The sequence below is a fragment of the Bacillus rhizoplanae genome, assembly GCF_917563915.1.
Taxonomy (GTDB): Bacteria; Bacillota; Bacilli; order Bacillales; family Bacillaceae_G; genus Bacillus_A; species Bacillus_A rhizoplanae.
This window is the reverse complement of record NZ_CAKJTI010000012.1, coordinates 84,623-92,015: the sequence shown is the minus strand read 5'-3', so window position 1 is coordinate 92,015 and position 7,393 is coordinate 84,623. Positions and strand designations below refer to the sequence as shown.

Genomic DNA, 7,393 nt, shown 5'->3' with positions numbered 1-7,393 from the left:
CAGCAATATTATTATGCCAAATTATAGCGTGGTGTTTTATATATATAAAGAAATGCAATTGAAGTAGAAAAGTAGTGTGAGAGGAGGAAGATATTGAATGGAACAGCTTACAAAGTATGATGTGTCCTGATGAAAAAAGAAGAACAAAATGAAGCAGGATATACTGAGATAGTGACAAAACGAGAAGGATTTGGTTTTGTTTTAAGCGTTTATACAGGATTATGAGACAAGCTATCAAATACAATAATCCAAAAGGAGAAAATAAATTATGGGATATATCATAGATATTTCAAAATGGAATGAAAATATAAATTGGGATATAGCTGCCCAGCACATTGATTTAGCAATCTGCCGTGTGCAGTATGGTTCCCGAAAAATAGATGAGAGATATACAGACCATGTGGAACATTTAGAAGCACGAGGTATTCCCCATGCAGCTTATGCTTACGGTTGCTATGTATCTGTGGCAGATGCTATTGTAGAAGCGAAAGATTTTATGAACCGAGTAAGCTCTAATGCTAAATTCCTAGTTCTAGATGTTGAGAATGATACTTTAACAAGCTGCGGAGCTGTTAATCTAGCAGAAGCGTCGCAGACCTTTATTGATACATGTAAGGAGGCTGGATGGAAAGTAGGGTTATATGTATCGCACTATATGTACGGATCTTACGGATTGCAAAATGTGAATGCAGATTTCATATGGTTACCTCGTTATGGAACAAATGACGGAACACCACAGGTAAAACCTGATTATGCGTGTGACTTGTGGCAATACAGTGATAATGGTTATGTTGAAGGGATTGGGAAAGTTGATGTGAACCTATTAACAGGGGACAAGCCGTTAGAATGGTTTAAAGGCACAGAGTCCTATCGTATTTATGTAGGGGATTTCAATTCTGTTGAGTGGATTGCAGATGTATTGAAAAAAATTAAAGAAATATTACCTGGTTATGGTGTTTGGGTACAGTGTCTAGATGATGGAAATCACCGCATTGCAGTTGGTGATTTTAATTCAAAAACATGGTGCGATGAGACTTATGCGAAATTGAAAGCAGTGTATCCGGGGTATGGAATGTGGGTTTCACAAATGTAAGAAAAAAAGCTGGCTCATAAGAGTCAGCTTTTTTTCTTACATTATTATTGTTCTTATAAAAGGTATAAAGAAATTGGACAACTAACAGTTAAGTATGGTGTTTTTGCAAAAGTATACATCGAAAATGGAATTTAAAGGTAGTTTGTCATATCAATATCCCTAATATTGATATGGAACTTGGGGTTGGTAATAATAAGATGGATGTTGGCGTGTGTTTGATTTTGGTTGGGTATATGATGTATTGTATTTCGATGTTGACTTTGATTACAGTCTTTTGGAGGGCCAATTACAGTAGTAGATTGAATAGGAGATACCGCTTGTTTCCATTGTTGTTCATCGAGACAATAAGTATGGGCCATTACGTTGGATGGAGTTAATCTTAAAATATCTGATCCAAAAATAACTTCTGGCGTAGGAGCATTAAAAATGGCTAATAAATGTGTATTGTCTACAGTGGCAATTTCATAATGCCACCAACCTTGCGGTACATTAGTAACCTGACCTGTTTTTATGGGGAAATTAAGTATTTGATTCGTAAATGGATTAAGTAAGGAAACAACAGCTGCACCAAAAATACAATAAACGAGTTCAGCGGCATTTTGGTGTACATGCGGCTCTACAATATTATCCGCACTTAAAAAAATGTCTAGTCAAGATGTATTATCTAATGTATTTAATTGTTTAATACCTAACACGTTTATATAATTCTGCGCATCCTTTGTGAAAAAATTACTTTTACTTACGTCTTGAGCGAATTGGATAGAAGGAGAGGTGTAATCTATATAAGAAGTAATTTTTTTCCTGCCTTTCTGTTTCGAAAATATGGAATAGGATATGAGTCTATTTGTTTTATTGTGCAGTAGGGAGTGTAAATTTAAAATAAGGAACAAAATTGGAGTGTTTTTTAGAATGGTAAATGTAAAGGGAAAACAAAATAGCATAAAAATTGATTAAAGTGAAATGAATATTAATGGGTATTGAAGGAGTAAATATGGTAAATTATTATTGTCAGAACTTTCCGTTTAAAGGGTAAGTGTAAATAATATGAGGTTAGGAGAGTTAATTTGAGAGAATTTAGCTTGTGTTCTGAAATTGAGAGATTAGTATTGAGATCTAATCGGAAAGAAGGCTTTAACAATTGGCTTATACAATTTGCAAAGTCAGTTCCTAGGAAAGGTGGACTGAGTGATGCTGCATAAAGTTGATGACGAAAAAGCTTTAGAAAATCAACCGGCTTGGTTACAAAGTTACATTGATTCTCCAGAAAAACAACGACAGTTATATCGACGGACATTGATCATCGTTGTTATTTCACAAATTTTCGGTGGTGCAGGACTTGCAGCGGGCGTAACCGTCGGAGCACTTCTTGCACAAGACATGCTAGGTACAGATAGTTTTGCAGGGGTTCCGGCTGCGTTGTTCACTTTGGGTTCTGCTGGGGCAGCGCTACTTGTAGGGCGACTCTCTCAGCGTTTTGGACGACGTTTCGGACTCGCGACAGGATTTTTGACTGGCGGTATCGGCGCAATCGGAGTAGTGATTTCAGCATTAACTAATAATCTTGTACTTCTTTTTTCTTCACTACTAATCTATGGTGCTGGAACTGCTACAAATTTGCAAGCACGCTATGCAGGTACAGACCTAGCAAATTCTACACAGCGAGCAACAGCAATCAGTATTGCAATGGTATCAACCACCTTAGGTGCTGTCGCAGGGCCAAATTTGGTTGATACAATGGGTCGATTCGCAATAACAATTAAAGTTCCTGCTCTAGCCGGTCCGTTCATTCTAGCAGCTGCAGCCTATATCCTTGCCGGTTTGGTACTTCTAGCTCTACTTCGCCCAGACCCTCTCGTTGTTGCGAAAGCAATTGCAGATGTGCAGAGAACGGACGGGAGTAATCTTTCAGATGAGAGATCTAGTAAATTAGCAATAAAAAAACGAGGAATCGTTGTTGGTGCCGCAATCATGGTCTTAACTCAGATTGTCATGGTTTCAATTATGACAATGACACCTGTGCATATGGGACATCATGGACATGATTTGAAAGAGGTAGGACTGGTAATTGGTTTTCATATAGGCGCAATGTACCTACCATCTCTTATGACTGGTATCCTCGTGGATAAGATTGGACGTACTGCAATGGCAATCGCTTCTGGTACTACTCTACTTGCTGCTGGTGTTCTGGCTGCTGTTGCACCTGCTGACTCCATGCTAGTACTCATCATCGCTCTCATTTTACTTGGGCTTGGTTGGAATTTTGGCTTGATTAGCGGCACTGCGCTCATCGTGGATGCAACTACTCCGTCCAATCGCGCAAAGACGCAAGGATCGGTTGATGTTTTGATCGCTTTGGCGGGGGCATCAGGAGGAGCACTATCTGGGATGGTCGTAGCTCATTCCAGTTACGCAACACTTTCATTTGCAGGAGGTATCCTTTCATTACTGCTTATCCCAGTCATTGTCTGGTCTCGTGGTAATCAAAAGAGTGCTAATAGAAGCTAATATTGGTTTAAAGTCAGAGTAAATTATCCAACTTTTGAATGAATATAAATCAGTCTCAAGATTCATTCACATATTATAGAATAAAATGTAAAATATTACATAATAAAGAAAATGCGAATGAAAAGGAGTAATTTTTAAATGGAGAATAAAGGACTGAAAATATTCATTCATGCTAGTACTTGGTTTGCACCTGTATTAGTTCCGTTTATTATATTTCTTGTTAGTTCTGATCAAGCAATTAAAAGTTTATCATTACAAGCAGTTATATTTCATTTTGTAATAGGTGTATTAATTGCTATTTCAGTATTTTTTTCTTGGGTATTAATTGGAATTCCGTTCTTAATTATTTTCGGGTTAATTGCTTTAATTACTCCAATCGTCGGTATCGTTCGTGCGATAAAAGATCGACCTTTTCAATATCCGATTGTTGGGTCATGGTTGAAATAGAATTAATAAGTATAAATGTGTGAAAAGGATAGCTTGTTGCTATCTTTTTTTATTGAAAATCATCTTGTGGGAGGTGAGTGACGCCGCTACTGAAAATTTAAATTCATTATCATAAAAAACAGAATAAAAATGATAATAAGTATATTAATAAAATTAATAGTTAGAATATTTAAAAATACCGAAAGTAAAATAAATTGTAATTATTAGAAGAGTCTGATATATTTAAGTAGAAAAAGTAATAGATGTAAAACTGGTGAGGATATAGTGTTCGTTCTAGCTTCTTAAAAGGGAAGTTGCGCTATTTGGATGCTATGAGGCCCTTGCCTGGTTTAGTACACATCAAAGTCTATGTGAATAGGAGGTGTTAAGTGCGAAGGTAGAAAATATGTTTTATAGTATCTCTTCGTATAGTAACAGCTTCTTGAAAAGTTATTTGTTATTGTCGAAGTTCATTAATAAGTATGAAGCTATGAGAAATTCTCTGTTTGGAATGGCCACTTAAATTCTTAATTCTTTCAAGACTACTATTATGAACAATCTAAACATAGAAAAATCTTATATGCTGCTTACCACGTATTCTTTATTAGTGGATGAAGTAACTAGAAGAGAATACTAAGGAAAATATATTTGTGCAATCTTGGAAAGGCTTACAGAATTGTAAACGAAGATCTATTTGGATAGGAGGAAGACAAAATGGAAGCTGAAAAAAATTATTTTCCAGGACTTGATGGGGTAGTTGCAACAGAGACGAAGATTTCTTTTCTTGATACAAAAAAAGGAGAAATCGTTATTCAAGGGTATGACCTGATTGAGTTATCTAAAGCGAAAAGTTATTTAGATATTGTTCATCTTTTATTAGAGGAGAAACTTCCTAATTCAGATGAAAAGGCGGCATTAGAAGAAACGCTAAAGCATGAATATGAAGTTCCTACTGGTGTTTTTGATGTTTTAAAAGCATTGCCAAAACAAACGCATCCGATGGACGGGTTACGCACGGGAATTTCAGCACTCTCTGGTTATGACAATGAAATTGATGATCGATCATTGGATGTGAATAAAAAACGTGCTTATAAATTGTTAAGTAAAGTGCCGAATATAGTAGCTAACAGTTATCGGATTTTGAATAATGAAGAACCAATTGAACCAATTCAAGAGTTATCTTATAGTGCGAACTTCTTCCATATGCTTACGGGTAAGAAGCCTTCTGAATTAGAAGAAAAAATATTTGATAAATCACTTGTTCTGTATAGTGAACACGAGATGCCTAATTCTACTTTTACGGCTAGAGTAATTGCGTCGACACAATCAGATTTATACGGTGCTTTAACCGGAGCAGTTGCTTCTTTAAAAGGTAATTTACATGGGGGGGCAAATGAGGCAGTAATGTACATGCTGCTTGAAGCGGGTACTGTTGAGAAATTTGAAGAATTACTGCAAAAGAAACTGTATAACAAAGAAAAAATTATGGGATTTGGACATCGCGTCTACATGAAGAAGATAGATCCAAGAGCACTCATGATGAAGGAAGCATTAAAACAGTTATGTGATGTGAAAGGCGATTATACATTATATGAAATGTGTGAAGCTGGAGAAAAGATTATGGAGAAGGAAAAAGGAATCTATCCAAACTTAGATTATTATGCTGCTCCAGTCTATTGGATGTTAGGTATTCCAATTCAACTGTACACACCAATCTTTTTCAGTTCAAGAACGGTAGGCTTATGTGCGCATGTGATTGAGCAACATACAAATAATCGATTGTTCCGCCCACGTGTAAATTATATCGGCGGGCGACATGTGCTTAGCAAATAAAAACAACTGGGGAGTTGTTAAGGCCGCCCGCCATGTGGGTGTTTGACCGACACCCATTCTTAATAATAGCGAATTTTTGACAGAAAGGGAAGGATAGCGTGATTAAAACAAACGAAATTAAACAAAAAGATGCAATTTTAGAAGAAATTACGGATTATGTATTAAATAAAGAGGTGACAAGCTCAGAAGCATTCAGTACAGCACGCTATGTGTTACTTGATACGCTTGGATGTGGAATTCTAGCACTGCAATATCCTGAGTGTACGAAATTACTAGGACCAGTTGTACCAGGAACAATTGTGCCAAATGGTACACGTGTACCGGGAACATCATTTGTACTTGATCCAGTACGTGGTGCGTTTAATATTGGATGTATGATTCGTTGGTTAGATTATAACGATACGTGGCTTGCGGCAGAATGGGGACATCCGTCTGATAATTTAGGTGGCATTTTAGCTGTTGCAGATTATGTGAGCCGCGTTCGTATTTCAGAAGGAAAAGAACCATTAAAAGTACGAGATGTACTTGAAATGATGATTAAAGCGCATGAAATCCAAGGTGTACTTGCATTAGAAAATAGTTTAAACCGCGTTGGTCTTGACCATGTGTTATACGTAAAAGTAGCGACAACAGCAGTTGTTACTAAAATGCTTGGTGGCACACGTGAAGAAATCTTTAATGCATTGTCTCACGCATGGATTGATAACTCTAGTCTTCGTACATATCGTCATGCTCCAAATACAGGCTCACGTAAGTCATGGGCAGCTGGGGATGCAACAAGCCGTGGTGTTCATCTTGCACTTACTGCATTAAAAGGTGAAATGGGTTACCCAACAGCATTATCTGCACCAGGATGGGGATTCCAAGATGTATTGTTTAACAAGCAAGAACTAAAATTAGCAAGACCTTTAGATTCTTATGTAATGGAAAATGTATTGTTTAAAGTATCATATCCAGCAGAATTCCATGCTCAAACAGCTGCAGAATGCGCAGTGAAATTACATCCAGAAGTGAAAGAACGATTAGATGAAATTGACCGTATTACAATTACGACACATGAATCAGCAGTTCGTATTATTGATAAAGAGGGTCCATTAAATAACCCAGCTGACCGCGATCATTGCTTGCAATACATTACTGCAATCGGTTTATTAAAAGGTGACATTGTTGCAGATGATTATGAGGATGAAGTAGCTTCTGACCCTCGCGTAGATGAATTACGAAATAAGATGGTTGTTGTTGAAAATAAACAATACAGTTTAGATTACCTTGATCCGAACAAGCGCTCAATCGCCAACGCTGTTCAAATTCATTTTAAAGATGGTACAGTAACAGAAAACGTAGAATGTGAATATCCATTAGGTCACCGTTTCCGTAGAGACGAAGCGATTCCAAAGGTTGTTCAAAAGTTCTCTGCAAATATGGCTGTTCATTATTCTAATAAACAACAAGAAGAAATTCATGAAGCTTGTTTGAATGAAGAAAAATTAGAAAATATGAATGTAAATGAATTTGTAGATCTTTTCTTAATCTAAG

The 7,393-nt window shown here is 36.8% G+C and carries 6 protein-coding genes; 5 read left to right on the top strand and 1 reads right to left on the bottom strand.

Going from position 1 to position 7,393, the window contains the following annotated elements; genetic code table 11:
- The first annotated feature begins 268 nt into the window (after nucleotides 1-268).
- Nucleotides 269-1,093, top strand: coding sequence for a GH25 family lysozyme (locus tag LRP84_RS13225; RefSeq protein ID WP_230575500.1), 825 nt, complete (start codon nucleotides 269-271; stop codon nucleotides 1,091-1,093).
- Between the two features lie 131 nt (nucleotides 1,094-1,224).
- Here the strand turns inward: LRP84_RS13225 and LRP84_RS13220 are convergent, their stop codons facing one another.
- Entirely contained in the window at nucleotides 1,225-1,737 is a 513-nt protein-coding gene (locus tag LRP84_RS13220) for a cupin domain-containing protein (protein ID WP_437438785.1), read from the bottom strand.
- 544 nt (nucleotides 1,738-2,281) lie between these two features.
- Between LRP84_RS13220 and LRP84_RS13215 the strand changes: the two genes are divergently transcribed.
- From LRP84_RS13215 to prpD, 4 genes are all read left to right on the top strand, one after another.
- Entirely contained in the window at nucleotides 2,282-3,598 is a 1,317-nt protein-coding gene (locus LRP84_RS13215) for an MFS transporter (protein WP_230575499.1), read from the top strand.
- Nucleotides 3,599-3,736: 138 nt separating this feature from the next.
- Nucleotides 3,737-4,045: a DUF4870 domain-containing protein gene (locus LRP84_RS13210; protein WP_230575498.1), complete on the top strand. Its 309-nt coding sequence runs from the start codon at nucleotides 3,737-3,739 to the stop codon at nucleotides 4,043-4,045.
- 693 nt (nucleotides 4,046-4,738) lie between these two features.
- Nucleotides 4,739-5,857 carry a citrate synthase gene (gene mmgD, locus LRP84_RS13205; RefSeq protein WP_230575497.1) on the top strand — a complete coding sequence of 373 codons (1,119 nt, stop codon included), beginning with the start codon at nucleotides 4,739-4,741 and terminating at the stop codon, nucleotides 5,855-5,857.
- A 98-nt stretch (nucleotides 5,858-5,955) separates the two neighbouring features.
- The gene (prpD, locus tag LRP84_RS13200; RefSeq protein WP_302850592.1) at nucleotides 5,956-7,392 is read left to right on the top strand and encodes a 2-methylcitrate dehydratase; all 1,437 of its coding nucleotides are present in this window, start codon (nucleotides 5,956-5,958) and stop codon (nucleotides 7,390-7,392) included.
- The last annotated feature ends 1 nt before the right edge of the window (nucleotide 7,393 follow it).

What these genes read in the sequence shown, in the direction of transcription:
- LRP84_RS13225 (WP_230575500.1), top strand. Translation starts at nt 269, where the DNA reads ATGGGATATATCATAGATATTTCAAAATGGAATGAAAATATAAATTGG.
- LRP84_RS13215 (WP_230575499.1), top strand. Translation starts at nt 2,282, where the DNA reads ATGCTGCATAAAGTTGATGACGAAAAAGCTTTAGAAAATCAACCGGCT.
- LRP84_RS13210 (WP_230575498.1), top strand. Translation starts at nt 3,737, where the DNA reads ATGGAGAATAAAGGACTGAAAATATTCATTCATGCTAGTACTTGGTTT.
- mmgD (WP_230575497.1), top strand. Translation starts at nt 4,739, where the DNA reads ATGGAAGCTGAAAAAAATTATTTTCCAGGACTTGATGGGGTAGTTGCA.